The 23826-nt window shown below is 68.7% G+C and carries 23 protein-coding genes and 1 tRNA gene; 10 read left to right on the top strand and 14 right to left on the bottom strand.

Translation table 11 applies throughout. From position 1 onward, the window contains the following. Nucleotides 1–90: 90 nt before the first annotated feature. The 8 genes from AX769_RS01615 to AX769_RS01580 all read right to left on the bottom strand — a co-directional run bounded on the left by AX769_RS01615 (nt 91) and on the right by AX769_RS01580 (nt 8583). Complete coding sequence (locus AX769_RS01615; RefSeq protein WP_066275191.1) at nt 91–438, bottom strand: hypothetical protein; 348 nt, start codon at nt 436–438, stop codon at nt 91–93. 198 nt (nt 439–636) lie between these two features. Beyond that, nucleotides 637–2118, bottom strand: coding sequence for a DUF58 domain-containing protein (locus tag AX769_RS01610; protein ID WP_066275188.1), 1482 nt, complete (start codon nt 2116–2118; stop codon nt 637–639). After that, complete coding sequence (locus tag AX769_RS01605; RefSeq protein WP_239451898.1) at nt 2115–3206, bottom strand: MoxR family ATPase; 1092 nt, start codon at nt 3204–3206, stop codon at nt 2115–2117. Before AX769_RS01605 ends, AX769_RS01610 begins: the two co-directional genes overlap by 4 nt. Then, nucleotides 3203–3799, bottom strand: a complete 597-nt coding sequence (locus AX769_RS01600) for a hypothetical protein (RefSeq protein WP_157887388.1) — start codon at nt 3797–3799, stop codon at nt 3203–3205. Before AX769_RS01600 ends, AX769_RS01605 begins: the two co-directional genes overlap by 4 nt. Beyond that, on the bottom strand, nt 3796–4521 hold the full coding sequence (locus tag AX769_RS01595; RefSeq protein ID WP_066275182.1) for a DUF4129 domain-containing protein: 726 nt from the start codon (nt 4519–4521) through the stop codon (nt 3796–3798). Before AX769_RS01595 ends, AX769_RS01600 begins: the two co-directional genes overlap by 4 nt. A gap of 68 nt (nt 4522–4589) precedes the next feature. Then, nucleotides 4590–5384 (bottom strand): hypothetical protein, encoded by a 795-nt coding sequence (locus AX769_RS01590; protein WP_066275180.1) that lies wholly within the window; start codon nt 5382–5384, stop codon nt 4590–4592. A 281-nt stretch (nt 5385–5665) separates the two neighbouring features. Next, nucleotides 5666–7765 (bottom strand): SDR family oxidoreductase, encoded by a 2100-nt coding sequence (locus tag AX769_RS01585; RefSeq protein WP_369824054.1) that lies wholly within the window; start codon nt 7763–7765, stop codon nt 5666–5668. Further along, the gene (locus tag AX769_RS01580; protein WP_066275178.1) at nt 7762–8583 is read right to left on the bottom strand and encodes a hypothetical protein; all 822 of its coding nucleotides are present in this window, start codon (nt 8581–8583) and stop codon (nt 7762–7764) included. Before AX769_RS01580 ends, AX769_RS01585 begins: the two co-directional genes overlap by 4 nt. A gap of 77 nt (nt 8584–8660) precedes the next feature. Between AX769_RS01580 and AX769_RS01575 the strand changes: the two genes are divergently transcribed. The 4 genes from AX769_RS01575 (at nt 8661) to AX769_RS01560 (ending at nt 12491) form a co-directional block, all read left to right on the top strand. After that, complete coding sequence (locus tag AX769_RS01575) at nt 8661–9458, top strand: SDR family oxidoreductase (protein WP_066275172.1); 798 nt, start codon at nt 8661–8663, stop codon at nt 9456–9458. Nucleotides 9459–9460: 2 nt separating this feature from the next. Beyond that, nucleotides 9461–10354, top strand: a complete 894-nt coding sequence (locus tag AX769_RS01570) for a 1-acyl-sn-glycerol-3-phosphate acyltransferase (RefSeq protein WP_239451897.1) — start codon at nt 9461–9463, stop codon at nt 10352–10354. After that, complete coding sequence (locus tag AX769_RS01565; RefSeq protein ID WP_369824053.1) at nt 10351–12060, top strand: FAD-binding oxidoreductase; 1710 nt, start codon at nt 10351–10353, stop codon at nt 12058–12060. Before AX769_RS01570 ends, AX769_RS01565 begins: the two co-directional genes overlap by 4 nt. Before the next feature lie 113 nt (nt 12061–12173). After that, the gene (locus AX769_RS01560; RefSeq protein WP_066275169.1) at nt 12174–12491 is read left to right on the top strand and encodes a hypothetical protein; all 318 of its coding nucleotides are present in this window, start codon (nt 12174–12176) and stop codon (nt 12489–12491) included. 45 nt (nt 12492–12536) lie between these two features. On the opposite strand, the gene pgm is transcribed toward AX769_RS01560, so the two are convergent. Next, nucleotides 12537–14156, bottom strand: a complete 1620-nt coding sequence (gene pgm, locus AX769_RS01555; protein ID WP_066283020.1) for a phosphoglucomutase (alpha-D-glucose-1,6-bisphosphate-dependent) — start codon at nt 14154–14156, stop codon at nt 12537–12539. A gap of 71 nt (nt 14157–14227) precedes the next feature. Between pgm and pheA the strand changes: the two genes are divergently transcribed. After that, a complete protein-coding gene (gene pheA / locus AX769_RS01550; protein ID WP_066275165.1) occupies nt 14228–15205 on the top strand; it encodes a prephenate dehydratase in 978 nt (325 codons plus the stop codon). A gap of 31 nt (nt 15206–15236) precedes the next feature. Here pheA and AX769_RS01545 read toward each other — a convergent pair whose 3' ends face one another. Next, a complete protein-coding gene (locus tag AX769_RS01545) occupies nt 15237–16328 on the bottom strand; it encodes a diacylglycerol kinase family protein (RefSeq protein WP_082763413.1) in 1092 nt (363 codons plus the stop codon). A 93-nt stretch (nt 16329–16421) separates the two neighbouring features. Between AX769_RS01545 and serS the strand changes: the two genes are divergently transcribed. The 3 genes from serS (at nt 16422) to AX769_RS01530 (ending at nt 18909) form a co-directional block, all read left to right on the top strand. Next, nucleotides 16422–17687 (top strand): serine--tRNA ligase, encoded by a 1266-nt coding sequence (gene serS, locus AX769_RS01540; RefSeq protein WP_066275163.1) that lies wholly within the window; start codon nt 16422–16424, stop codon nt 17685–17687. Between the two features lie 14 nt (nt 17688–17701). Then, complete coding sequence (locus AX769_RS01535; RefSeq protein ID WP_239451896.1) at nt 17702–18529, top strand: HAD family hydrolase; 828 nt, start codon at nt 17702–17704, stop codon at nt 18527–18529. A gap of 295 nt (nt 18530–18824) precedes the next feature. Then, a tRNA-Ser gene (locus AX769_RS01530) sits at nt 18825–18909 on the top strand. Nucleotides 18910–19223: 314 nt separating this feature from the next. Here AX769_RS01530 and AX769_RS01525 read toward each other — a convergent pair. Both AX769_RS01525 and AX769_RS01520 read right to left on the bottom strand, forming a co-directional pair. Continuing rightward, entirely contained in the window at nt 19224–19586 is a 363-nt protein-coding gene (locus tag AX769_RS01525) for an iron chaperone (RefSeq protein ID WP_204249300.1), read from the bottom strand. Between the two features lie 195 nt (nt 19587–19781). Further along, nucleotides 19782–20618 (bottom strand): SDR family NAD(P)-dependent oxidoreductase, encoded by an 837-nt coding sequence (locus tag AX769_RS01520; RefSeq protein WP_157887387.1) that lies wholly within the window; start codon nt 20616–20618, stop codon nt 19782–19784. Nucleotides 20619–20718: 100 nt separating this feature from the next. Here AX769_RS01520 and AX769_RS01515 point away from each other — a divergent pair, with 100 nt between their 5' ends. Beyond that, nucleotides 20719–21297, top strand: a complete 579-nt coding sequence (locus AX769_RS01515) for a TetR/AcrR family transcriptional regulator (protein WP_066275156.1) — start codon at nt 20719–20721, stop codon at nt 21295–21297. A 204-nt stretch (nt 21298–21501) separates the two neighbouring features. On the opposite strand, the gene AX769_RS01510 is transcribed toward AX769_RS01515, so the two are convergent. Further along, nucleotides 21502–21945, bottom strand: coding sequence for a TMEM175 family protein (locus tag AX769_RS01510; protein WP_066275153.1), 444 nt, complete (start codon nt 21943–21945; stop codon nt 21502–21504). Between the two features lie 213 nt (nt 21946–22158). On the opposite strand from AX769_RS01510, the gene AX769_RS22795 reads away from it, so the two are divergent. Next, nucleotides 22159–23056, top strand: a protein-coding gene (locus tag AX769_RS22795; protein WP_157887386.1) for an IS5 family transposase whose coding sequence is annotated in 2 segments (ribosomal slippage) — nt 22159–22506 and nt 22508–23056 — 897 coding nt in all. Because the reading frame shifts where the segments join, the coding sequence is not laid out codon by codon here. A 137-nt stretch (nt 23057–23193) separates the two neighbouring features. Here the strand turns inward: AX769_RS22795 and AX769_RS01495 are convergent. Continuing rightward, nucleotides 23194–23826 carry a TetR/AcrR family transcriptional regulator gene (locus tag AX769_RS01495; RefSeq protein WP_066275144.1) on the bottom strand — a complete coding sequence of 211 codons (633 nt, stop codon included), beginning with the start codon at nt 23824–23826 and terminating at the stop codon, nt 23194–23196.

Raw genomic sequence — 23826 nt, 5'->3', positions numbered from 1 at the left:
CGGGTGACAGGGCTGGCGCGGGCGACAGGGCTGGCGCGCATGACAGGGCTGGTGCGGCAAGCCGGCCTGCGGTGGGGGCTCAGAGCCGGGCTAGCTTCGAGCCTCCGAGCTGGTCGGGCGCAGCAGCGCGGGTGCCAGCACGAGAGCCGCGAGAGCGAGGGCGGCCGCTGCGCCGACGATACCGAGCCAGACGAGCGACGCGCCGGCAGAGCCCGGCGAGACGAGTACGAGCACCACGAAGGCAGCCGCCTGGCTGACCACCTGCACCGCGACGAAGCGCAGGGCCGGTCGCCGCAGCACGGCGAGCTGCACCCGCGAGCGGAAGGGCAGCCAGGCGACCATCGAGCCGCAGGCGAGCAGCAGGTGCGCGGCCAGCAGCGCGACGACGAAGCGCGCGTCGTAGCCGGGGGTGCCCGCGCCGAGCAGTGCGGCCCCCACTGCAAGGTGAGGATGGCCGCGAGTGGGCCTCGGGGCAGCAGCGCGGCTCCCAGCAAGAGCAGCAGCGAGACGACCAGCCAGCCGCTCAGGCCGACGACGAACCAGGATCCGACGAGCCCGGCCACGACCACGACCGCCGTCAGCACGGGTGCAGGCAGTGTTCGGCCGAGGTCGGGAAGCCCGGCAGGCGCCCCCGGCTCACCGTGTCCTCCGCGGTCTCGAGAGCATACGCAGTTGCACGGCGGCGGGCATCGCCGAGGTGCCCAGGCCGCTCTCGTCGGGCTGCCAGCGCACCCGCTCCACACCGGAGGCGGTCATGCCGTCGATCCGGTCGGTGCGCTCGACCATGAGGAGGCGGAAGGCGGCGCTCTCTTCGCGGGTCGCGCCCTTCAAGAAGGGGGTGGGCAAGGTGTCGACGGCGATCACCCGGTGGCCGGTCGACGCCCAGGTGATCGCCATGGTGGCGGCCTGGTCGTCGAGGAAGGTCGAGAGCACGACGACCAGGGCCGACGAGGGCACGAGCGGGGTGCGCGCGTTGCGGCTCGGCTCGCCGGTCGGCACGGCCGTCGCGATGGTCGACCGCAGGCGGTCGAGGTGGCGGGTGCCGCCGCCGGGCTCGACCGACCGGGCCGTGCCGGCCAGGTCGCGGAGGCCGACCCGGTCGCCGGCGGCGACGTATGCGGCGGCGAGCGACGCGGCCGCCTCGCGGCCGAGGTCGAGCGACGTCGCGGTGGTTGCGGCGCCCCGGGCGCCGGACCAGCGCGAGACGTCGGCGCCGAGGTCGTCGCGGTCGTCGAGCACGAGGAGGACGATGGCGTCGGCGGTCGAGAAGGTGCGTCGCACGTACAGCTCGCCCGGTCGCTGCGCGCGGCGGGCGGTGGCCTTCCAGTCGATGCGGCGCAGTCGGTCACCAGGCTGGAAGAGTGCGACGTCGCGGAATTCGCCGCCGTCGCCGGGGTTGTGCGAATCGTGCGCACCGGTGATGCCGATGACGCGCAGCGGCATGGGCAGGCTCTCCATGCGCAGGCGCGGCGGCGGGATGAGACGCGAGCTCTCGGGGCCGGGGTCGGGCGACGAGAGGGCGCCGCCGCCCGCGGCGAGCAGCGAGTAGTGCAGTCGGACGATCTGCTGGGGGCCGGAGTGCGTGACCGGGATCCTGCCGGAGACGGTCGTGCCACCGGCCGCGCCGGCCCCGGCGCCGTCCGAGCCGGCTCGGGTGGCGGGTGCCGTGCTGAGGGCGAAGCGGTGGATGCGCTCGTCGGCACCGACCAGGTGCACGGCGACCGCCTCGACGTGCTCGGGCACGTCGAATCGGATCGTGTAGCCCACGCCGGAGCCGTCTTCGTCGGGTGTCAGGTGAGTCGTGACGGTGGCGCCGGCAGCGCGACGCGGGCGGCTGTCGAGGCCGAAGGCCGCGGTCAGCAACCCCGGCAGCGCGAGCAGAGCGAGCTCGGGTCGGCCGGAGACCAGCGCGGCGCCTGCGAGCAGCACGGCGGCGGCCACCCCGAAGGCCACGATCGGGTTGACCGACCACCGCGGGCGCCACCGGGTCCGGTCGTCGCTCGCGGCACCGTTCGGGCCGTCGTCGGTGCCCGCTGCCCTGAATCGCGAGTCGACGCGGGGGACAGCGCCCTCACTCGTGGGGACGAGAGGCTCGGCTCCGGGGTCGGAAGGGGTCACCTGGCATCCTGCGGCGAAGCGGCACCAGCCGACGACCCAGCCGACCCAGCGGACCCGACGGACCCAGCCGACCCAGCGGACCCGACGGGCGACCCGGCGCCCTGCGCCGCGGCCCGAGACCCGACAGCCGGCGGCCCCGCGATCTGCGCCACGATGCCGGTGACGACGGCGGCCGCGTCGACCCCGTTGGCCCACGCCTGCGGGGTGAGCGAGATGCGGTGGGCGAGCACTGGGACCGCGGCGGCCTTGACGTCTTCGGGGGCGACGAAGTCACGGCCGTCCATCACGGCGCGGGCGCGGCCGACGAGCATGAGGCCCTGGGCTCCGCGCGGCGAGGCGCCGACCTGCACGTCGCGGTGCGTGCGCGTGGCGTTGACGAGGTCGACGCAGTAGAGCGCGATGTCGGGGTCGACGTGCACGCTCTCGACCGTCGCCTGCATAGCGAGCAGGGTCTCGGGCGTGATGACCGCCGCGACGGACGCGACCTCGCGCTGCCGGTCGACGCGGTTGAGCAGCACGCGCTGCTCGCTCTCGCGGCTGGGGTAACCGACCGCCAAGCGCACCATGAAGCGGTCGAGCTGGGCCTCGGGCAGCGCGTAGGTGCCCTCGTACTCGATCGGGTTCGAGGTCGCGATGACGTGGAAGGGCTTCGGCAGCGGGAAGCTCTGACCCTCGACGGTGACCTGCCCCTCGGCCATCGCCTCGAGCAGGGCCGACTGTGTCTTGGGCGAGGTGCGGTTGATCTCGTCGGCGAGGAAGAGGCCGGTGAAGACCGGCCCGGGCCGGAAGACGAAGTCGGAGGTGGCCGGTGCGTAGAGGAACGAGCCGGTGATGTCGGCGGGCAGCAGGTCGGGCGTGCACTGGAGGCGCCGGAAGTCGAGGCCCGATGCCTCGGCGATGCTGCGGGCCGCAAGCGTCTTGCCGAGCCCGGGCACGTCTTCGAACAGCACGTGGCCGCCCGCGAGCATGGTCGCGAGGGCCAGCTCGAGCGGCCGGCGCATGCCGACGACGACGCTGCCGACCTGGTCGAGAATCCGCGCGCTGAGGTCTTTGACCTCGTCGATCGACAGGGGCTGGGTGGTGGTCACGGGTGCCTTTCGGAGCGGGTGTCAGAAGTGCGGGTGTCAGGAGTGCGAGGGTCAGAAGTGCGGGTGTCAGAAGTGCGAGGGTCAGCAGCAGCGCTCGTGGGCGCGCCCAGGCGCTCGAGGGCGCTCAGGCAGCGGGTGAACGCGGCCAGGTCGAGGTTCGTCTGCTTCGGGTTGAGCAGGATCCGCACGACGCCGGGCGCGAGGACGCCTTCGACGCCCGAGCGGTCGGCCGGGTCGTAGAGGTCGAGGCCGTAGAGGAAGAGCAGCCGGTGCCGCGTCGCCTCCCGCACGCGGGCCAGCGACTGGCCGGCGACCCCGCCGCGGGTCTTCATCGACCAGGTCAGCGCCTCGACGTCGCGCCGGGCCCCCGGGGTGCGCCGCACAGGCGGCAGCGGCCACTCGGCCTTCTCGCCGCCCTCGACGGCGATCCACGTGACGCCGACGCCGGCGAACGCGACCGCCACGAGCACCGACTGCGGGATGTCGAGCCCGAAGAACCACACGATGCCGCCGACTACGACCGCAGCGACGATCACCGTCACGGTGAGACGCCGCAGCGGCGGCCGGAAGAAGCCGGGCCCTCCGCCGCTCACGTTGCCGCCGTCCACTGGCTCTGCAGGATCAACAGGGCGGCGCGCGCCTCGGCCACGTCGGCGTCGGTGCCCGTGCGGTCGCCAAAGCGCACGGCGAGGTAGAGCCGACGAAGGGTTGCGAGGGCCGTCGGGTCGACGTCGACCTGGCGCAGGATCCTGGTGGTGAACTCGGTCGGCGTCTCGGCGCTCTGCCTCTGGAACCCGGCGTCTTCAGCGGCCTCCTGCAACCCGAGCCACGCCTCGATGATCGCGTCGGTCGGGCGCCGCGACCCGTCGAGCACGTCGAGAGCCCGCTGCAGCCCGCGGCGCAGGTAGGGCATGCTCGTCTCGATCGACGGCTCGTCGGGCAGGGTCTCGAGGTCACCCGCTTCGTTGAGGTCGCCAGGCGTCGCGACGGCGCTGTCGCGCTGTCGGCGCAGCAGCCAGCGCACCAAGAGGTACACGGCGAACGCCACGACGACGGCGCCGATCACGATTGCGAGCCAGCCCAGGTTCGGCACACTGTGCAGCGTGGTCGGCGGCTTGGGTGTCGGCGTGCTGAACGACGCCGGAGGCTGGGTCTGCGCGACGGGCGGGCGGCTCGCGATGCCGTTCGGCAGCCAGCGGGGCCCGCCGAAGTGCAGCGGCCCGGCGAGGGCCGCACCGACGGCCACCAGGATGCCGAGAGCGCCGGTCACGAGGAGCGCGACGGGTGCGCGTCGCCGACTCTCGCGCTGAACCATGCTCAAAACGCTACCCGACCGCGCTGAGCGCGGCTGCCGGGCTGAACGGTCGGGGCAACGTGCCTCGACTACGCGGCGACGCCGAGCCCGTCGAGAGCCTTCTCGAAGATCGTGAGGCCCTTCATGCCGGGCAGGCTCGCGATGTTCATGTCCAGCTTTTTCATCTCGCGGCGACCTTCGATGCCCGACATGATCTGGCCGAACACGAACTGCACGTCTTCGCGCTCCATGATGCTCGAGCCGACCGGGGCCCAGAACTTCGACAGCAGCAGGCGCGTGAGCTTCTGGGCGCGCTTGCTCTTGTTCAGGCGATCGCGCGCCTGCGAGACGTAGAAGGCGACGTGACGGGTCTCCTGCTTGGCGATGCGCCGCAGCAGCTCGCCGAGCACGGGGTCGGTCTCGAGGTCGGCCATGCGCTTGTACGCCGTGACGGCGGACCACTCGTTGGCGGCGCCCCACGACATGTGCACGGCGACGAAGTCGCTGCCGACGATCTTGCCGAGCATCGACTGCTTGATCGGGTCGAGGCGGTCGCGCCAGCCCAGTTTGAGGCGCGAGGCGCGGAGGGCGTCGTAGTCGACGGTGATGCCGTGGACGGCGAGCACGGCACCGAGGGCTTCGCCGTGCCAGAACTCCTCGCGGTTCCACATCGTCATGAATGTCGAGATGTCGCCCTCTTTGTGGGACGGTGTCGTCAGGAGGTCGCGGGTGTAGCAGACGGTGTGGTATTCGACGTCGGCCATATAGCGAAGCGTGCGAAGCGTCTCGGGTGAGAGGGGGTGCTCGCGGAAGTGGTCGAGATCGAGGTCGTCCCAGCCCAGGCGCTCGGAGCCGGCTGCGTACTTGTCGATGTCGAATGCCATTACATGTCGGGAGGGGAATATTTACTCCCCGCCCACTCCCTTCGTGGTGGTTGCGTCAGCGACGCTTGTTGTCGAGTTTACGTACTTTGCCGTCTTCTCGAAAGGGCCGCGCTTCCAGTCCCTGATCTTCCACCTTCTTCGGAGCGCCTCACGCGAGAGATTGGCGTCAGGGTTCACGGCACTGGGGTTTCCCAGCAATTCAAGCCAGACGAGGTCGGAATGGCTATCACCGTACCCATAGGAAGCTGAGAGGTCGTAGCCTTCCGTCTCGGCATACCGCTTCAACCAGGCCGCTCGGGCCTCGTCGACCAGCGGGGTGCGGCGAGGTAGCCGGTGAAGATGCCGTCACGGGCATGCATAGTGCTGGCAACCACTTCGTCGAAGAGCGCCGCGAGCGGCGAGACCAGTGTTCCGATCGATCCGGTGACGAGGATCGTGCGATGGCCGGCCGCGCGGTGGGCCGCCAGTCGCTCGAGCGCCTCGGGCATCGTGTGGCGCAGCATCGTCTGGCCGAAGCCCTTCGAGACGACCTCCTCGAGCCTCGCCACGGGCATGCCCTCGTAGCGCCGGAGGAACGCGCGGATGAACTCGCCCCGGTCGCGCTGTTCAGCGCGCAAGTAGCCCGGCAGCGAAGCGAGCAGGCTGGCGACCTCGCCGGGCCACGCCGCCTTGCCGAAGCCCGAGCCGCGCACCCACAGGTACTGCTCGACGATGTTGGAGTCGACGACCGTTCCTTCGAGGTCGAAGACGGCGATGACATCGGAGCGCTCAGGCAGGGCGCCCTCGGGGCGCTCCGACGATGCCGATCGGACAGAGAACGCTCTCGTCATCGTCGTGATCGCCGGGAAGTGCACATCCCTGAAGTAGTGCTCCCAGTGGATGTCGGCCATGTCGAAACCGATGTCGCTCGAAACTTCTCCGGGCTGGGTAGCGACGAGGCGCTGCTGCAGAGCCTTCGTCTTCCGGTCGTCGAAGATGATCTCAGACTGGATGTAGTGCCGATACAGATCGGTCAGGCTCTGGAGCGACTCGAGGTCAGCACGCTTCTCGTCGACCGAGGCCAGGACACGCCTCGTACGATCGGTCGACGGGAGGCGGATGAAAAGCCTCTCCTGCGCGTCGTTGAGACGGGTCCGGAGTCGGACGGCGCGCTCGACGCGTCGGCCGCCAGGGAAGCGCCACTCGGCCGCCTCGATCGAGCCGCTGTCAGCCGTCGGCACCGGGTGCTCGGTGAAGAACGCGTTGAGGTTCGAGAACATCCGGTGGATCGGGAGGGGGTTGCTGGCCCCGGACGACACGTGGAAGTACTGCGGCGACGCCGGCGGCGCCGGGTTGGCGGCGACGAGCAGGATCACGTTGACCACGAAGTCGACCGGCACCACGTCGAGCACGCTGTCGGGGACCCCCGGGAACTCGGGCAGCATCCCTCGGCCATAAGCCATGATCAGCGGGTCGGCGACCTTGAAGCCGTCGATCCAGCCCGGGTAGGGGTGCCGTAGGGCGCTTTCGACGATGGCGGGGCGCACGAACGACAGCCGGTGCCCGGACGCCGCCCAGAGCTGCTCGGCGGCGCGCTCGGCGAACGCCTTGGTGAGCGTGTAGACATCCGTCCAGCCCAGGCTCTCGGCCCGCATACGACCGTGGTCGACGAGTTTCGCCTTGACCCAGGTGATGCGCGCCTCCTCGGCGTGGGTCGAGACCGCGAGCGGCCCCTCCTTGCCGTGCTTGGCGCGGGCCTCGGCGACGAAGCGCCGCAGCACCTCCGGCTGGCGGGAGGAGAGCTCGACGCGCGAGCGAGCGGCGCGGGCCGCCTCGAACTCGGCGCGCCAGTCGACGTCGTGCGTCAGCGACGCCTCGGGGAAGATGCCCTTGCGGAGGCCCCCGACATAGGCGGTCGACACGTGCACGACGTGCGGGTCGGTGCCGGTGGCGAGCAGCGCCTCGTACAGGCCGACGGCCCCGCCGACGTTGGTGTCGAAGGCCTGGTCGATGGGCGGGTCGAAGGAGACGCTCGAGGCGCTGTGGATCACCACGTCGAGATCCTGCGGCAGGTCGGGCACCGCGTCGAGGCCGCCTTCGAGCACCCGCAGGCGACCGGTGAGGGCCTTCTCGACCCCGTCGTCGCCGACGCGTTCGCGCCACGACTTGAAGACCGGCTTGCGGAGGAGGTGGCGCAGGCGGTCGATGCCCGACGTGCTGCCCTTGGTGCGGATCAGCAGCGTGACGGTGGTGTCGGGGTGGTCGGCCAGCAGGCGCTCGAGAATGGCCTGCCCGACGAAGCCGGTGCCGCCGGTGAGCAGCACGTGCGACGAGCCGAGCGAGACGGCGAGACCGTCGAAGGCGAGCGGGGCCGACGTGGCCGAGGGCGTCGCGCCGCTCACGGCAGCAGCTTCGTGGCGGTGGCCTCGCCGATGCGATTGCCCATGCCGGGCAGCTCGGCGACGCGGTGACCGATGTCATCGGCGCGTTCGCGACCGTCGGAGCCGCCGTAGACGTACTTCTCGAACATGGCGCGGTCGCCCGCCGCACGCTCGACGGCCCCGATCGGCCAGACCGCCGTCAGCAGGGCCGCCCGGGTCTGCCGCACGGCGCGAGCGGAGTCGCGCAGCCGCCAGTCGGTCTCGTCGGCGAAGAACGCCTCGTGGCGCTGCTTGATGGTCTGGATGCGAGTGAGGGTCGCGCGCAGCGCCTCGGAGGTCGTGGTCGCCTTCACGTGGTCATATGCCTGGCGGAGTATCCATTCGTCGATGAGGCCCGTCGTCATGTGCACGCAGACGATCGGGGCGCCCAGACCGACGGCCGCGATGGCTCGACGGATGGGCCCTGAGCGCTGCACGACCTCGTCGGCCGAGCGCCGCGGCGCGCCCTCCGGGATGGTCTTCGTGCGCGCCAGGCCGTTGGCCTCGAGCACGCCGTCGAGGGCGTCGGCCATCCAGAACTTCTCGAAGGCCCAGGTCACCAGGAAGGCGGTGACGCGGGCGTCTTTGTGCGTCGCCGTCACGAGCAGGTTGCGGAGGTGCTCCATCGTGGCAGCCTCGAGGCGGGTGAGATAGCGCAGGATGTCGAGGGTCGCCTGGTCGAGAGGCTCGGTCTCGTAGGCGGTCAGGTCGAGCTCCGAGCGGAAGCTGCCCTGCGCGGTCCGCGTGAACTCGCGGATGTCGAAGGGTTCCACGCGCGCTTTCGGGCTGCTGGTCGTCATGATGGGGGAACCTCCGAGGCGGGCTTGCACAGTGATCGATGCACGAAGATGCCCGTAGGCACCGTATCGTAAGCGGCATGGCTGTAGCGCTCGTGACCGGGGGCACGTCCGGCATCGGTGCCGAATTCGCCCGCCAGCTCGCACATCAAGGGTACGACCTCGTTCTCGTCGCTCGAGACGAGGCGAGACTGGCGTCGATGGCGCTCGAGCTCGGCCGTCTCGGGCGCTCCGTCGAGACCTTTCCGGCCGACCTCTCGAGCCGCGATGACGTCGATCGTGTGGCCGCTCGACTCGAAGACTCGTCGCGCCCGATCGACCTTCTCGTGAACAATGCCGGTTTCGGCATGCACGTGCCGCTGACCACGCCCGACGTCGCGGCTCACGACCGCGGCTTCGAGGTGATGTGCCGCACGGTGCTCGTTCTGTCGGGCGCCGCCGCACGCGGCATGCGCGACCGTGGCCACGGCAGGATCGTCAACGTCTCGTCGATCGCAGGCATGCTCGCCATGGGCGCCTACTCGGCCATCAAGGCCTGGGTCACGTCCTACTCCGAGGGGCTCGCCGTCGAGTTGCGCGGCACCGGGGTGGGCGTCACCGCACTGCTGCCCGGCTGGGTGCGCACCGAGTTCCATCAGCGGGCCGCCATCGGCACGTCGAAGATCCCAAACGCCCTGTGGCTCGACACCGAACAACTGGTCACCGCGTGTCTGCGCGACGTCGACAGGGGCAAAGTGATCTCCATACCCACCGTTCGGTACAAGGTGCTCGTCGGGTTGCTCCGCCACGCACCCAAGGGCGCCGTGCGCTCCGTGTCAGCCGCGATCTCGTCGAGCCGATCCGCCTCGTCCGCCGACCACGAGCCGGTCGGGTCGTGATCGTGGACGACGAGCGCAAGGGCGCGCCCGGCGAAGCCGACACCGACGCGCCGGGCGAAGCCGACACCGCGCAGGACAGGGCGGCGCAGGATTCCGCGTCTGCGCCGCATCCTCGTCTCTCCAAAGTCGCCGGTCGTGTCAGCGGCACCGCCGTCGACATCAACGACCGCTTCAACTCCGGCCTGCACGCCTCGTTCCGGTTCGTCGCCCAGCGCTGGGTGATGAAGCCGACCGTCTGGTCGATCACCAACGTCACGGTGCTCGGCCGCAAGAACCTGAAGGGGCTCGAGGGCGGGTTCGTGCTGGTCGCCAACCACTCCAGCCACCTGGACGCCCCGCTCATCGTCGGCGCGCTGCCCCGCAAGCTCGCGCGCTACACGGCCACCGGTGCCGCGGCCGACTACTTCTTCGACGTGTGGTGGCGGCGCGGTCTCACCTCCCTCTTCTTCAACGCGTTCCCGATCCAGCGTCGCGGCAGCGAGGGCAAGAAACGTCGTCGCCTCCGCCTGACGCGCCGCGAAGACCCGTCGGTCAGCGCCGCATCGCTCTTGCAGCGCGGATTCCCCGTGCTCGTCTTCCCCGAGGGCACGCGCTCGAAGGACGGCCAGATGGCCAAGTTCAAGCCGGGAGCCGCTCGCCTCGCCGCCGCCTGCGACGTGCCGGTCGTGCCGCTCGCCCTCATCGGCGCCAACCTCGCGCAGCCCCGCGGCACGAGTTGGCCGAGGCCGGGCCGCATGCCGGTCGGCGTCGTGTTCGGCGCGCCCATGCGGCCCGAGCCCGACGAGAAGCCGGTCGCCTTCTCTGAACGTCTTCGCGACGAGATCCTGCGACTGAAAGTTCAGTATTCGGCCGATATCCTTGGGTCGTCCGCATCGCCCGAAGGAGCCCGCCCGTGACCGATCTCAAGCCGAAGACCGTTTCGGGCACCGTCGACGGCCCCGACGTCAAGCACATGAAGTGGTGGGGCTGGGGCGTCGACGGCGTCGCCTTCCACCACGAGGACAAACCGGCTTTCGCGCCCTTCGTCAAGAAGGTCGTCGGCGTCGACCTCCGCACCGCTGCTGTCACCGCGGCACCCTCGTTCGACGACCTCGAGATCCCGGCCTCCAGGACCACCGCTGACGTCACGTCCGCCCTCTCGCTGATCGTCGGCGAGGGCAACGTCGTCACCGGCGACATGGAGCGCGTCGTCCACACCTACGGCAAGTCGATCCGCGACCTGATCCGCATCCGCCAGGGCGTCTTCCCCCGTGTGCCCGACGTGGTGCTCTACCCCGCCACCGAGTCTGAGGTCGCCAAGGTCGTCGCGGCGGCTATCGCCCACGACCTCGTGCTGATCCCGTTCGGCGGCGGCAGCAACATCGCCGGCAGCCTCGAGCCGCAGCCCGAAGAGCAGCGCATCGTCGTCTCGCTCGACATGGGTCGCCTCGACCGCGTGCTCGACATCGACGAAGACGCAGGTCTCGCACGGATCCAGGCCGGCGCCCAGGGCCCCGACATCGAAGAGCAGCTGAACGCCAAGGGCTGGACACTGGGGCACTTCCCCGACAGCTTCACGCACTCGACCCTCGGCGGCTGGGTTGCCACCCGCTCGTCGGGCATGCAGTCCGACAAGTTCGGCGACATCGCCGACATCACCCGGGGCCTCCGCATGGTGCGCCCCGAGGGCGTCGTGGTGCTGCGCGCCGTGCCGTCGACGTCGACGGGGCCGAGCATCCGCGAGATGATCCTGGGCTCCGAGGGCCGCCTCGGCGTGATCACCGAGGTCACCGCGCAGGTGCACCGCATCCCCGAGAAGCGCGAGATCCAGGCGTACTTCTTCCCGACCTGGGCGGCGGGGCTGCGTGCGATGCAGGCGATCTCGGAGAGCGACGCCACCCCGTCGATCACCCGCGTCTCGAACGAGGTCGAGACCGAGATGTCGCTGGCCACGTCGAAGGCCAGCAAGGGCATCTCGGCGCTGCTCAACCAGGGCGTGCAGCGCTTCATGAAGCTCAAGGGCTGGGACCTCTCGAAGATCTGCCTCTCGTTCATCGGCTACGAGGGCTCCGACGAGCACGTCGACCGAAACGAGAAGCTCGTGTCGAAGATCGTCAAGAAGCACGGCGGCTTCGGCGTCGGCAAGGGCCCCGGCGTGCTCTACGACCAGAAGAAGTTCGACACCCCCTACCTGCGCGACTTCTTCCTCGACCACGGCGGTGCAGCCGACGTCTCGGAGACCGCCGCCCCGTGGTCGAAGCTGCTGACGCTCTCGACCGAGGTCACTGCCGCCGCGAAGCGCGCGTTCGAGAAGATCGGCGTGCAGGGCGTGATCATGGGTCACCTCTCTCACTCGTACCACACCGGCGCCTGCCTCTACTTCACGTTCGCGTTCGAGCACGGCGAAGACGCGCTCGGCCAGTACGACGTGGTCAAGCGGGCCATTCAAGACGCGTTCATCGCCGAGGGCGGCACGCTGTCGCACCACCACGGCGTCGGCGTCGAGCATTCGCCGTGGCTGGAGGCCGACGTGTCGGCTCCCGGCGCGGCCTTGATGCAGGGGCTGCTCGACTCGGCCGATCCCGAGCGCCACTTCAACCCGGGCAAGATCACCGGTCGCTGACCGCCCGCTTTTCGCCAGACCCTCGCGGGCGGCGTCCGCGCAATGCCTAGGCATTGCGCGAGTGCCGCCCGCGAGGGTTTAGCGGTGTCGGAAGCGTGCGGCAGACTGAGGGGATGCGAACCGCGAGCCCGTCCAACTCCGACCGAGCGGAGTTCTCGCCCGTCGAGCTCGAGCTCGCGGCGATACTGCGGCAGTGGAACCCGCTCGGGGTGCCCGACGCCGCGCCCGAGGGGGAGTACGACGACCTCGTGCGCCCGATCCTGGTCGAGCTCGAGCACGGTCTTCGGCCGCGGGCGCTGGCCGTCGAGATCGCCGGGGCACTCACCCGCGACTACGGGCTCGCGATGAAGGAGCAGCTCGCGCGCGATGTTGCCACTCGCATCGACGAGTGGTGGACCGCCTTCGGCTCCGACGACCGGCACACGCTCTAGTCCGCGGACTAGAGCGTGTGCCGGTCGCCGGAGCCCAGGCGAGAGCTAGGCGCCGAGCGCGGCGTCGACGATCTGCTTCGCCTCGGCCTGCACCCGCCCCAGGTGTTCGGGGCCCTCGAACGATTCGGCATAGATCTTGTAGACGTCTTCGGTGCCCGACGGCCGCGCCGCGAACCACGCCTTGTCGGTCGTGACCTTCACCCCGCCGACGGCCGCACCGTTGCCGGGCGCCTCGCTGAGCTTCGCCGTGATCGGGTCGCCGGCAAGCTCGGTCGCCGTGATGTCCGAGCCGGAGAGCTTGCCGAGGCGAGCCTTCTGCTCTTTCGAGGCGGCGGCATCGACGCGCTGGTAGACCGGGTCGCCGAAGCGGGCTGTGAGCTCGGTGTAGAGCTGCGACGGGGTCTTGCCGGTGACGGCCAGGATCTCGCTGGCCAGGAGGGCGAGGATGATGCCGTCTTTGTCGGTCGTCCACACGCTGCCGTCGCGACGCAGGAAGGACGCCCCGGCGCTCTCCTCGCCGCCGAACGCGACCGAACCGTCGACGAGCCCGGGCACGAACCACTTGAAGCCGACCGGCACCTCCCAGAGGCGTCGCCCCAGGGACTCCGCGACCTTGTCGATGATCGACGACGACACGAGGGTCTTGCCGATGGCGGCGTCGGGCCGCCAGTCGGGGCGGTGCGTGTAGAGATAGTCGATGGCGACCGCGAGGTAGTGGTTGGGGTTGATCAGGCCGCCGTCGGGTGTGACGATGCCGTGGCGGTCGGCGTCGGCGTCGTTGCCCGTGGTGATGTCGAACTCGTCTTTGCGCTCGACGACGCTCGCCATGACCGAGGGGCTCGACGGGTCCATCCGGATCTTCTCGTCCCAGTCGAGCGTCATGAAGCGCCAGGTCGGGTCGACGGCGGGGTTCATGACAGTCAGGTCGAGGCCGTAGGCATCGCGGATCGCGGCCCAGTATTCGACGCTCGCGCCGCCCAGCGGGTCGGCGCCGATGCGGATGCCGGCCTCGCGGATCGCGTCGAAGTCGATCACGTTGGCGAGATCGGTGACGTAGCCGCGGAGGAAGTCGTGGCGGCCAGGGCTCACCATGCTCTTCTTCACCAGGGCGTTGCCGCCGGCGATGATCTCGTTGGCGCGGTCTGCTATCCACGAGGTCGCGTCGCTGTCAGCGGGGCCGCCGTGCGGCGGGTTGTACTTGAAGCCGCCGTCGCGCGGAGGGTTGTGCGACGGGGTGACGACGATGCCGTCGGCCTGGTCGTCGTGCGAGGGGTCGTTGTTGTAGACGAGGATCGCGTGGCTCACCACCGGCGTCGGCACGTAGCCGCCTTCGGCGTCGGCCAGCACGCTGACGCCGTTGCCGGCCAGCACCTCCATGGCGGTGCGCTCGGCGGGGCCGGACAAGATGTGGGTGTCGCGGCCGATGAAGAGCGGCCCGGTGATGCCCTGGCCGGCGCGGTACTCGCAGATGGCCTGCGTGATCGCCGCGATGTGCGCCTCGTTGAAGGCCGAGTCGAGCGACGAGCCGCGGTGGCCGGAGGTGCCGAAGACCACCTTCTGCGCGGGGTTCGTCACGTCGGGGATCAGGTCGTAGTAGGCGGCCGAGACGGCTTCGGGGTCGATGAGGTCGGAAGCTTCGGCGTAGGTGCCTGCGCGGTCTGTCATGTCTGCCATCCTGGCACCTGCCGCAGACTCGTGCCGCAGACTCGTGCCCCGCAGGCAATAGGCTCGTGCCCATGCCAGAGCACGCCTCCGACCCCCAGACGACCTACTCCTACCTGGGCCCGGCCGGCACATTCACCGAGGCAGCTCTCAAGCAGGTGCCCGAGGCCCAGGGCAAGACCTGGCGCAGCGTCAACAACGTGGGTGAAGCTCTCGCCGACGTCGTGGCCGAGCGCAGCGTCGCCGCGATGATCGCGATCGAGAACTCGATCGACGGCGGGGTCTCGGCGACGCAGGACGCCCTCGCCAACGTGCCCGGCCTGCGGATCCTGGGGGAGTACCTGGTCAAGGTCGACTTCGTGCTCGTGGCACGCCCGGGCACGAGCCTCGCCGACGTGCGGGTGGTCAACGCTCACCCCGTCGCGTACGCCCAGACGCGCCACTGGCTCGAGCGCGCCCTGCCCGAGCACGCGCACCTGCCCGCGACCTCCAATGTCGCTGCTGCTGCCGCCCTGCTGCCGGCGGCCGACGCCGACGCCGTGGTGGGCACGCTCGCCGACGCCGCCGTCGCCCCGCCCGGCATCACCGACATCCACCCGCTCGAGGTGCTCGCGACGAGCATCGGCGACAACCCCAACGCCGTCACGCGGTTCGTGCTCGTGGGCCGCACGGCGGCGGTGCCTCCGGCGACAGGATCCGACAAGACCAGCATCATCGCCGAGCTGCCCGACGACCGCGCCGGCGGTCTGCTCGACATGCTCGAGCAGTTCGCGACCCGCGGCATCAACATGAGCCTGCTGCAGTCGCGGCCCATCGGTGACGCCCTCGGCCGGTACCGCTTCGTCATCGACCTCGACGGGCACATCCTCGACGAGCGCGTGGCCGACGCCCTGCTCGGGCTCAAGCGGTTCAGCCCGAACGTGATCTTCCTCGGCTCGTACCCGCGCGCCGACCGAGAGCAGGTCACCGTCACGCCGCGCTACGACAATGCGGCGTTCGTCGAGGCGCGCGACTGGCTGCGGGCCATCGTCGTCGGCGAGCCCGGCCAGTAGGCGGGGTGCCTCCGGAGGGCCGCGTCGTCGGCTACTCCGGCACCCGCACCGTCAGCGCCAGCGGGTCGATGAACGCGCGGATCGCCGTGGCGAGGCCGTGCGAGTCGCCGTCGAGCTCGAAATCCTGCGGCGACTCGAGGCGCACGACGATCTCTTTGCCCTTCATGTAGCGCACTGTCTTGAGGTCGGGGGCGAGCTTCATCAGCTGGCGCCCGGCCCGGCTGCGACGCAGGATGCCGTTCTCCCAGACGACCTTGACCCAGATTCCGACCCAGTCGATCTTGCGCTCGGGGCGCAGGGCGACGATGTCGAAGAGGCCGTCGTCGATGGCGGCATCGGGCAGCAGCATGAGGTTGCCGGGCAGCAGCCCGCAGTTGCCCAGGATGATCGTGTGCGTCTTCATCGTCTTGCGGTCGCCGCCGTCGAGGCGGTAGCGGATGTTCAGCGCGTTGTTGTCGCGCAGGCTCTTGATGATCGCGTCGACGTAGGCGAGCCAGCCGACGCGGGCCTTCAGCTTGTCGTTGGTGTTGGCGAGCATCTGCGCATCGAGGCCGAGACCCGCCATCACCACGAACACGCTGCGGTCGCGCGAGCCATCGGGGTTCTCGATGTCGACGACGCCGAGGTCGATCCTGCGGTCGACGCCGTGGAAGGCCGTGGCGATCGACTGGTCGAGATGGTCGAGGTTCAGCTTGAGGTTGCGGGCGAGCAGGTTGCCGGTGCCGGAAGGCAGGAGGCCCAGGGCGACGTCGGTGCCGCGCAGAGCCTCGGCGACGTTGCGGACCGTGCCGTCGCCTCCTGCCGCGATGACCATGTCGGCGCCCGCCTCGACAGCCATGCGGGTGATGCCGCCACCAGGATCCTCGATGCTCGTCTCGTAATAGCGGGTCTCGTCCCAGCCGGCCTGCTTCTGGTGCTTCTTGACCGACTTGCGGATGTCTTTGAGCTGCACCTTGACGGGGTTGTAGACCACTGCGGCTGTCTTGCGCGCGCGCGGGGCTTCGGGCTCGGCCGCCGGCCGATCGTGGGACGCCGGCCGATCGTGGGACGCCGGCCGATCGTCGGGCGTCGGCCGATCGTCGGGCGTCGCGGGGGCTGCGGCGGAGGAGGTCGGCGTGCTCATAGGCCCACCGTAAACGACCCGGGCGGCGCTCGTGTACCGGGCACGTAAAACGTGGCGCCAGCGTGCGGCATCCGGATTCCTTAGACTGGCGGAGTGATCGATCCCCAGCTGCTCCGCGACGACCCCGACCTCCTCAAGAAGAGTCAGCGGGCCCGGGGCGACTCCGAAGAGGCCGTCGACGTGGCGCTCGCCGCCGACGTCGCCCGCCGCGCCGCCATCTCGATCTTCGAAGACCTCCGAGCCGAGCAGAACGCGTTCGGCAAGACGGTCGCGAAGGCGCCGAAAGACGACAAGGCCGCCCTGGTCGCCCAGGCGCAGCAGCTCGCAGCCCAGGTGAAAGAGGCGCAGGCCGCCTCCACCGCGGCCGACCTCACTTTCGACGAGGCGATCCGTGCCATCGGCAACCTGGTCATCGAGGGTGTGCCCGCCGGTGGCGAAGAAGACTTCGTCACGCTGCGCACCCACGGCGAGCCCAAGACGTTCGACTTCGAGCCGCTCGACCACGCCGACCTCGGCGAGAAGCTCCGTGCGATCGACATCAAGCGCGGCACGAAGGTGTCGGGCTCGCGCTTCTACTTCCTCCGCGGCGTCGGCGCCCGCCTCGAGCTCGGCCTCATGAACATGGCCCTCGACAAGGCCATCCGTGAAGACTTCACCCCGCTCATCACGCCGACCCTGGTGCGCCCCGAGATCATGGGCGGCACCGGCTACCTCGGCGCGCACGCCGACGAGGTCTACTACCTGCCGGCCGACGATCTGTACCTCACTGGCACGAGCGAGGTCGCACTCGCCGGCTACCACGCCGACGAGATCCTCGACGTGACCGACGGGCCGATCCGCTACGCCGGGTGGTCGACGTGCTATCGGCGCGAGGCGGGGGCCGCGGGCAAAGACAACCGTGGCATCCTGCGGGTGCACCAGTTCAACAAGCTCGAGATGTTCAGCTATGTTCACCCGGATGTCGCCGAGCAGGAGCACGATCGCCTGGTGTCGTTCCAAGAGCAGATGCTGCAGGCCTGCGAGCTCAGCTACCGCGTGATCGACGTGGCGGCCGGCGACCTCGGCTCGAGTGCCGCGCGCAAGTTCGACATCGAGGCCTGGGTGCCCACGCAGGGCACGTACCGCGAGCTCACGTCGACCTCCAACTGCACGACCTTCCAGGCCCGCCGCCTCGACATCCGCTACCGCACCGATTCGGGCAAGACTGCGCCCGTCGCGACGCTGAACGGCACTCTGGCGACAACCCGCTGGATCGTCGCCATCCTCGAGACCCACCAGCAGGCCGACGGCTCGGTCGTCGTGCCCGAGGCGCTGCGTCCGTTCATGGGAGGGCTCGAGATCCTCGAGCCGGTCGCATGACCCACGGCGCTCCCGTGACCTCGGCACCCGACGTCGCCCGCCACGAGAGCCCGTGGCTGGTGGCGCTCGACATCGACGGCACGATCATGACCGAGGGCGGCAACATCAGCGACGCCGTGCATCGCGAGATCGGGCGCCTCCGCGACGAGGGCCACCAGATCATGATCGCGACGGGCCGCTCCGTCGACATGACGCTGCCCGTGATCGAGCGGCTGAATCTGCGCTCCGACTACGTGGTGTGCTCGAACGGCGCGATCACGCTCGGCCGCGACGACACCACCGACACCGGTTACGCGCCCGTCTACATCGAAGAGTTCGACCCCCGCGAGGTGCTGACGACGATCAGCGGCAGCCTCGAAGGCGCCGGCTACGCCGTCGAGGACGCCCACGGCAACATGTTCTACAAGGGCACCTTCCCTCAGGCGGCGATCACCGACACCAGCCACGAGGTCTCGTTCGACGAGCTGCTCTCGGTCTCGGCCACCCGCGTCGTCGTGCTCTCGCCGAGCCACTCCCTCGAAGAGTTCCTCCAGATCGTCGAGGGTATGGGCCTGCACAAGGTCTCGTACAACGTCGGCTGGACGGCGTGGCTCGACATCGCCCCGTTCGGCGTGACGAAAGCGACGGCGATGGAGCGCGTGCGAGGCTGGCTCGACGTGCCGGCCGCCCGGGTCATGGCCGTCGGCGACGGTCGCAACGACATCGACATGCTCACCTGGGCGTCGCGTGGCGGCCGCGGTGTCGCCATGGGGCAGGCCCCGGCCGACGTGATCGAGGTGGCGTCCGAGATCACCGGGGCCGACGTCGACGACGGTCTCGCGGCCGTGCTTGCGACGCTCTAGCTTCGGGAGGGACTTCAGCGTCGCCTCCCTCCCCGGCCGCTGACCCGGGGCCCTTCTTCCTCCCCGCGCGAAGTTCTCAGCCTATTTCTCCTCCGCTGGTGCGCGCACATCCTCCCCAACCTCAGCGCGACCCGCCGGCTCTTCCTCCCGCCGCGGTGCTGGGGCCAGAACTTCCTCCCGGCCGTGCTCGTTCCTTTCGAAAGGGTCGAGGCGAGCGCAGGATGCCACGCCCTGCGCCCGCGAAGAGGCGTCCGATAGACTCGGCGCGGCTGGCATCCTGCGCGATCGCCTGCCGGGAGGGCTGTCCGAGCGGCCGATGGAGCTTGTCTTGAAAACAAGTGGGCAGAAATGTCTCGTGGGTTCGAATCCCACGCCCTCCGCCGAAGGGTGGTTACGGCCTTGACCACCCTAGCCATCCGGCAATGAAACGGAAAGTGACTTGTACTTGGCGGATTTTCGTGGCCCTTCATTTCCGCTCCGCTGGAAAAAAGTGCAAGCGTGGCGCTAGTGGCGAGGATTGCGTTCCCTAAAGTGGCGGGCATCCGGGCGTGTGGTCGAGAATCACACGGCTTTGCCAAGGGCTTCGCGAAATAGGGGCGACGTGGCCGAGACTTTTCCAAAGAACTGTCGGTCAGGATTTCTCGTCGCGCATCGCACGAATCAACTCACAGGACCGACTGGTCGCAATCGCGACTTATGGACGCCAGAGAGTTGTCACTGTGGCCTTCTCGGATATTTGCGTTTCAATGATCCGGGTCAAGAGCGAGTAGTCGATGGGGTCGGTCCAACCAATCCGGAAGAGTCTCTGAGTGGTCGTGTAACCCGACGCCTCTATATCGCCGCGCATGCGGTCGATCAATGCGGGTTCCGGCGCGACCGCGATGTTCTTCGGGAACGCCGAAAATCCGATGATGAAAGTTCCGTGGTGCAGGAACATCGGCTGGTTCCACTTGACGACGAGTTCCATCTCTGGCCACGTCCGGGCGACCCAGTTGAGAATCTCCTCCAATTTCGCCCGATGCTCCCGTGGACTCAGTGAGTCGAGGAATTCATCCACTGTCGCCAACCTCGCCATGGCGATGAGGCTAACGTTCCTCGTGGGCTTGACGGAAGGGGGACGCTTCCAGACGAGCACATTAGGCACCGTTCCGGTGCACGGTGAGAAGCGACGTTGGCCCAACATTGCTGCTGCAGGCCCAGAACGGGAGACCGTCGGCTGAAAGGGTCTCGCATGGGCCTCGGGGGTCGCTCATCAAGAGCCGTCGATGTCGGCCTGCTGGACTGTCGCGGATCGGGCGACCTGCTCCCACGCCTCCCACTGCTGGAGACGCTCGCGGACGGCGGTGGTGACGTTGTCGAACGCCTGGTCGGTCAGCAGGATGCGAGTCGGCGGCTCCTCGGAGCAGACGGCGATCATCGCGGCGTCGACGACGACCCGAGCCGGTGGCATCAGTGCAGGATCGAGGTCGAATCGAGTCGCCATGACGTCGGCGTAGGCGGGATTCTCGGGCGATCGGGTCAACGAGCGGGTGAACCATTCGGTCAGGGCTGCGCCGGGCTCGATCAGGATGGTGTGAACGCCTGTTCCTGCGAGTTCGTGTTCGAGGGCTTCGGTCAGGCCTTCCAACGCCCACTTGGACGCGTGGTACAGCCCGAGCCCGGCGTGAGCCATCTGCCCGCCCTGGGTGGACATCTGCACGATCAGCCCCGACCCCTGTGGGCGCATGACGCGCACGGCGGCCTGCGTCACCCAGAGGGCGCCGAAGAAGTTCGTCTCCATCGACGCGCGGGCTTCGTCCTCGGTCACGTCCTCGATGACACCGTCATGCCCCGTCCCCGCATTGTCGACGACGAAATCGAGGCTGCCGAAGCGGTCCTTTGCCCCGCGGACGCTCTTCAGTACGGCCTCCCGATCCCTCACGTCCAGGGTCTCGATGTGCATGCGCTCCCCATAGCCAGCATGAAGATCGTCCACACCCGTCATGTCGCGTGATGTCGCCACCACGTTGTCACCTCGCTCTAGAGCTGCCTCCACCCATGCGCGGCCCATTCCGCGCCCTGCCCCGGTGACGAACCATGTCTTGGCCATATCGCTCTCCTTCGTCGTTTTCAACACCATACGCCAGGGGTGACACAGGGTGTCAGGAAGATAGGGTGGGTGCATGACGGCGCCCGATCTCCACTCTAGGATGCGCACTGCGATCCAGTCTGAGCTGGCGGATGCGGCCCAAGAACTCTTCCTCGAGCAGGGCTACGACGCCGTCACCGTGGGGCAGATCGCGACGAAGGTCGGGATGTCGCGGCGGAGCTTCTTCCGCTACTTCGGGTCGAAGGACGACCTCATCATCGGCAAATACGGGCTCTGGGTCGACGACATGGTCGACAGCCTGCGCTCACGCCCCGTCGGCGAGGCGCCCTGGGCCAGCCTTCGAGCGACCTTCGACACGATCCTGGACTACTACGCCGACTCCGATCGACGAGACCGCGTGGCAGCTCTCCAGAACATCATCGATGCGTCGCCCGGCCTTCACGCGCAGTCGCTGGCCGTACTCGAGAACCTGCAGGGTCGCCTCCGAGAGCTGCTGCTCGAGCGCGCGGCCGAGACGACGGCGGCGAATCTAGACGAGTCCCGCGCCCGGGCGATAGTGGGTGCAGCCTGGGCGTGCCTCCAGGCAGCCCTGCCCCAGGCGTACTCACCAGACCCCGACGCCTTCCGGCAGCGACTCGATCAGCTCATGGACGAGTTCGGCCCGCGGCTCGACCGCTGACCTCGCTCGACCCAGGTCAGGCCCCGGCCGCCACGTCCCGCCCCCGCACCAGCCTCTTGGCGGGCCCCAGGAGGAGAAGGATCAGCAGCGCCCACAGGCCCGCAGCGGTGTCGACACACGCCACGGCGATGCACACGAGGAGAAAGGCGACTCCCAGCCACTCCGCGGCCTCACCCCGCGGGCTGCGTCGAGAACGCGACGGGATCAGGCCCCGCCTTGCCGCGATGATCTCCTGAACCCGCCCATCGCGATGGACGTGGTCAGGGTGCCGAGGTACAGCACGACGCCGACTCGGTCGGCGGCATCCGTCGTCACGTTCACGACGGTCGCCACGGGAAGGAACACGATGCAGGCCAGCCAGACGGCGTTCGCCCAGAGGAGCGACGCGGTGTAGGCCGTGACCTTCTGATAGAAGCGGTGGTGCCACATCCAGAAGATCGTGATGGCGAAGAAGCTCGACGCAGCGGCGATGAGGCCATAGGTGTTGCGATAGAGGAAGGTGCCGACCGACTCGCCACCGAGGTCTCTGGCCGCATCGACCAGCGGGAGCACGACCAGGGTGATGGCGATGGCGACTACCGCGTCACTGAAGAACGCGATCCGCTCCACGCCCATGGACGGCTCGGCTTCGGTCTTGTCGCTCGTCACTCCTGCACAGTATCCGTCAGTCATCTTCTTCGACCTCGACGAGCCAGAGCTTTTTCGACGTCGAGACGCCTCACACCGCTGTGAAAGCCCGCATCGTCGAGTTCCCACTCGCCCAAGATCGCTCAGGGGTGCATATCAGTGCACGTCAGTGAGGTTTCCGACTAGGGCGTGTTGATCAAGTGTTTTGGGTGTGTGTCGGGTCACGATTGATGGATGCATGAGCGTGATGTGATTTCGGACGACGCGTGGGCAGTGATCGAGCCGTTGTTGCCAGTCGTCCAGGGAAGGTCGCGTCCGTGGTTGCCGCACCGGATGGTCGTGGAGGGCATCGTGTGGCGGTTCCGGACGGGGTCGCCTTGGAGGGATCTCCCGGAGCGGTTCGGGCCGTGGAACACGGTGTTCAAACGGTTCGACCGGTGGGCGAAGGATGGTACCTGGCAGGAGATTCTGACGGCGGTGCAAGCGCGCAGCGACCAGCTCGGAAAGCTCGACTGGGTGGTATCGATCGATTCGACGATCACGCGGGTGCATCAGCACGGTGCGACCCTCGCCCGCACCACAGGGGGCACGATCGAATTACACGATTCTGGGCCCGGAGCCCTCTGATCACGCGATCGGAAAGTCCAGGGGCGGTCTGACCTGCAAGATTCATCTGGTCGCGGATGGTCGAGGGCGACCGTTGAGCATGATCCTGACGCCGGGGAACGTCAATGACACCACGATGCTGGCCGACACGATCGACCGGATCCGGGTGCCGACCGGAGGTCTTGGCCGGCCCAGAACACGGCCCGAGCGGGTCCTGGCGGACAAGGGCTACCCGTCACGGGCGAACCGCATCTATCTCGCCGGCCGTGGCATCAAAGCGACGATCCCGATCAAGGCTGACCAAGAACGCAACCGCCGAAAACGAGGTTCCGCGGGTGGTCGCCCGCCCGCGTTCGATGCGGAGATTTATAAACGCCGCAACGTCGTCGAGCGCAGCTTCAACCGGCTGAAGAACTGGCGCGGCATCGCGATGCGATCCGACAAAACCGCCCGCAACTACCAAGCAGGCGTCACCCTCGCCGCGACCCTTATCTGGATCAACACCGACTTACTCAACACGGCCTAGGGGACATCCACGTCAACGGCGAGCCATTCTCCAGGGCGCCGTGCGCGGCCTGCCAGGCTGCCCAGCAGTAATTTTTCTATGACGCCAACTCGGCTGAATCCTGACCGGGAAGGCATCCCTGATGGATGCAGCTCGGGTCACGAGTGGATTTCGACTCCCGAGAGGAAGAGGTCTGCGAGTTGTGCTGCATGGGTGGCAGGGTCTGCTTCCGGGTGGGCTTGGAGGTAGCCGATCAGGGAATCGATCAGGCCCTGGTATCCCAGTGCCATGATGCGAAGATCCGCGGCGCGAATCGTTCCCTCGGATTGGCCGCGCGCGAGGAGCAGCTCGTGCTCGGCGTACGTGGTTTCGTAGTCGAGCATGCTCAATCGCTGTTTGCCGTCAGAGCTCCGGAGGTTATGAACGATCTGGTCGATCGTGTCGAGATCGGTTCCGTGAGTGCGGGTGAACAGGGCGGTGCCGGCGAAGACGGCACGAATCACGTCGGGTGCCGGTGCGGACACGTCCAGGTCTGTGACAAGTGCTTCGCGAAGTCGCTTGGCCAGGTGGGCGACGGTGTGCTCCATCACGTCGTCGCGGTCGTCGAAGTAATGCCAGATCAACCCTTTGGCAACACCAGCTGTCGAGGCAATCAAAGTCAGAGTGGCGTTCGCGTAGCCGTGGGCTGCGATGGTCTCGCTGGCGCCTCGGATGATCTGCTCGCGTCGCTCGTCCGCGCTGAGACGCTCCCGGCGTCGCTTCGGGACGTCGTCTGTCGAGTCGTCAGGCAT

Source organism: Frondihabitans sp. PAMC 28766, assembly GCF_001577365.1.
Taxonomy (GTDB): Bacteria; Actinomycetota; Actinomycetes; order Actinomycetales; family Microbacteriaceae; genus Frondihabitans.
Note: the sequence above shows the minus strand (reverse complement) of the source record. Positions and strands in the feature narration are given on the sequence as shown.

Bases quoted from the DNA above. Each gene is read 5' to 3' on its own strand.
- pgm (WP_066283020.1), bottom strand. From the start codon at position 14,156: ATGACAGACCGCGCAGGCACCTACGCCGAAGCTTCCGACCTCATCGAC.
- AX769_RS01590 (WP_066275180.1), bottom strand. From the start codon at position 5,384: ATGGCATTCGACATCGACAAGTACGCAGCCGGCTCCGAGCGCCTGGGC.
- AX769_RS01580 (WP_066275178.1), bottom strand. From the start codon at position 8,583: ATGACGACCAGCAGCCCGAAAGCGCGCGTGGAACCCTTCGACATCCGC.
- AX769_RS01595 (WP_066275182.1), bottom strand. From the start codon at position 4,521: ATGGTTCAGCGCGAGAGTCGGCGACGCGCACCCGTCGCGCTCCTCGTG.
- AX769_RS01575 (WP_066275172.1), top strand. From the start codon at position 8,661: ATGGCTGTAGCGCTCGTGACCGGGGGCACGTCCGGCATCGGTGCCGAA.
- AX769_RS01560 (WP_066275169.1), top strand. From the start codon at position 12,174: ATGCGAACCGCGAGCCCGTCCAACTCCGACCGAGCGGAGTTCTCGCCC.
- AX769_RS01515 (WP_066275156.1), top strand. From the start codon at position 20,719: ATGCGCACTGCGATCCAGTCTGAGCTGGCGGATGCGGCCCAAGAACTC.
- AX769_RS01520 (WP_157887387.1), bottom strand. From the start codon at position 20,618: ATGGCCAAGACATGGTTCGTCACCGGGGCAGGGCGCGGAATGGGCCGC.
- AX769_RS01545 (WP_082763413.1), bottom strand. From the start codon at position 16,328: ATGAGCACGCCGACCTCCTCCGCCGCAGCCCCCGCGACGCCCGACGAT.
- AX769_RS01495 (WP_066275144.1), bottom strand. From the start codon at position 23,826: ATGCCTGACGACTCGACAGACGACGTCCCGAAGCGACGCCGGGAGCGT.
- pheA (WP_066275165.1), top strand. From the start codon at position 14,228: ATGCCAGAGCACGCCTCCGACCCCCAGACGACCTACTCCTACCTGGGC.